Origin of the sequence: Streptomyces sp. NPDC032161, from assembly GCF_040636995.1 — a bacterium.
Lineage (GTDB): Bacteria > Actinomycetota > Actinomycetes > Streptomycetales > Streptomycetaceae > Streptomyces.
Genome location: NZ_JBEZVN010000112.1, coordinates 1 through 1848 on the forward strand (window position 1 = coordinate 1; position 1848 = coordinate 1848).

Sequence of the window (1848 nt, forward strand, 5' to 3'; positions counted from 1 at the left end):
TCCCTCCACACGGTCACGGCCTGCTCGTCGCGCTCGGCGACCCGCCGCACGGGGACCTGCGGGCTGAAACCGAGCCGGTGCATCAGCCTCGTCGCCCCGGAGACGCTGTAGGAGACGTGGAACTTCCTGCCGATCAGCGTGCCACCCTCGCAGCGGTCCACACCTGGTCCTCCACCCAGCCGTGCGCCGCCGGGCCCTGCTCCAGATACGCAGCGAGTTTCTCCAGGCAGCGTGGCGACAGCCGGCACCGCGACCCGCTCGGGCCGCGGGAGGCCAGGGCCTGCACACCGCCATCCCGCCACAACTGGTGCCACAGGTAGGCCGACTTCCGGCTCACCCGCATACGCTGTGCGACCTCCGGCGGCTTGATCCCCTGCTCGAACAGCCCAGCCGCCTGCATCCGTATCGCCTCCCGACGCTCACGTCCCGCAGCTGTCAACCCGCCCCCATCCGCATATCTCACACACCACGAAGTACCGCCAACCCCCCAGGCGGATCAGAGGATTTCGGAAAGATCACCCCAACGAGCCGAAGTCAGTAATGGGAGTGTCTGTGTTTTTGCTGGTCGTGTGTCACGAACGCTGAAGGAGGCGTTGATGTAGGAGCTTCTGGAAGCGGTGCTGTGTGAGAGATGGAGGTAGGTCCTCCGGGGTCGCCCTGCAGGGGGAGGCTCCAAACCACCGCAGGCTGCGTCGGTCAAGTGCCGTTCGTGGTGAGTGCTGCGGGAAAAGGCGCGGCGGTGATCGCGTCAGGTGTGGGTCAGGAAGGCGAGCGAGAGCGAACCGCTGATGACGTGTCGTAATAAATTCCAGTGGCGTCGAAACCAGGGCGAGACCAGGGCTCTGGGACAAGTCCGGGGGGGAGCCTGCTGACTGCCCGGATGGCGTCCGGCATGTAGGCGGCACGAGCCTGACCTGGGCTCTTGCACGGAACGTGAGAACCTGTCGCCCCGATACTGCTGCCGGTCCGCGAGGCCGGCGGCGAGAGGGAGACCTCCAAGCGGCCAACACCGCAAGGGGCCGAGTACCGATGCGGGGCACGGGGGCAGACCGTCTCGTAGTAGTGAGGAAGCCCGGTAATGCGGGTGGAGCGAAGGGGACGGATCATCCAGGTCCGCTTGGCGGTCAACCGGAGTTCCCGGGAGGAGCCGGATGAGCGGGCCAAAGCCGTTCGAGATTTCGAAGCATGTGGTCTGGGAGGCGTATCTCAGGGTGAAGGCGAACGGGGGAGCGGCCGGGGTCGACGGCGAATCGATCGAGCAGTTCGAGGCTGACCTGCAAGGCAACCTCTACAAACTGTGGAATCGAATGGCGTCGGGCAGCTACTTCCCGCCGCCGGTGCGGATGGTGGAGATCCCCAAGCCCGGGGGAGCAGGCAAGGTCAGGGTTCTCGGAGTGCTGACAGTCGCGGACAGAATCGCGCAGACAGCGGCGGCCATGGTCCTGGAACCGGAGGTGGAACCGATGTTCCACCCCGATTCTTACGGATACCGGCCCCGCAGAAGCGCGCTGGACGCGGTCGCGGCCTGCCGGGAACGGTGCTGGAGGACCGACTGGACGGTCGACATCGACATCCAGAGGTTCTTCGACAACCTCGATCAGGGCCTGGTCCTCAAGGCGGTGGCCCACCACACCGACCAGCGGTGGATTCTGCTGTATGTGGAACGCTGGCTGAAGGCTCCGCTGCAGCACAGGAGTGGCGAACTGGTCGCGCGGGATCGCGGGAGTCCTCAGGGCTTGGCGATCTCGCCTCTGTTGGCGAACCTGTTCATGCACTACGCGTTCGACACCTGGATGGACCGGGCCTTCCCGGGTGTCCGGTTCGAGCGCTATTGCGATGACATGGTGG

The 1848-nt window shown here is 65.7% G+C and carries 3 protein-coding genes; 1 reads left to right on the forward strand and 2 read right to left on the reverse strand.

What is annotated here, in order from left to right:
- Nucleotides 1-83: winged helix-turn-helix domain-containing protein (locus tag AB0E67_RS36420; protein WP_362035152.1), on the reverse strand; the 83-nt coding region annotated here is incomplete at its 3' end.
- A 50-nt stretch (nucleotides 84-133) separates the two neighbouring features.
- Complete coding sequence (locus AB0E67_RS36425; protein ID WP_362035150.1) at nucleotides 134-400, reverse strand: helix-turn-helix domain-containing protein; 267 nt, start codon at nucleotides 398-400, stop codon at nucleotides 134-136.
- Nucleotides 401-1151: 751 nt separating this feature from the next.
- Here AB0E67_RS36425 and AB0E67_RS36430 point away from each other — a divergent pair.
- Nucleotides 1152-1848, forward strand: a 697-nt coding sequence (locus AB0E67_RS36430; RefSeq protein WP_362035151.1) for a reverse transcriptase domain-containing protein, incomplete at its 3' end; no start/stop codon positions are given.